The following is a 244-nucleotide window of genomic DNA, read 5'->3' as shown; positions in this document are numbered from 1 at the left end:
CATCATAAATCGGAAACAGCGGTACAACGCGCGCACGGCACACTTTCATCAAACGACCAATCGCGGGCAACGTCGCTTTATAGGTGGCAAAGAAATCCACAAATTCGCTGTGCTCTGGGCCATGATCCTGATCGGGTAAATAATATCCCCAGTACCCCTGACGTACCGACTGGATGAATGGTTTAATACCGTCATTTCTCGCATGCAGACGATCGCCAAAGCGACGACGCACCGTGTTCCAGAC

Annotated in this window: 1 protein-coding gene; it reads right to left on the bottom strand. The window is 51.2% G+C overall.

Annotated elements, in window-relative coordinates; translation table 11 throughout:
* A partial coding sequence (locus ACKPVM_RS20525) for an LpxL/LpxP family acyltransferase (RefSeq protein ID WP_498044287.1) occupies positions 1-244 on the bottom strand: 244 nt, incomplete at both ends.

Origin of the sequence: Pectobacterium hainanensis (assembly GCF_046237015.1) — a bacterium.
GTDB lineage: Bacteria > Pseudomonadota > Gammaproteobacteria > Enterobacterales > Enterobacteriaceae > JBJYIN01.
This window is presented reverse-complemented; position numbering and strand designations above follow the sequence as displayed.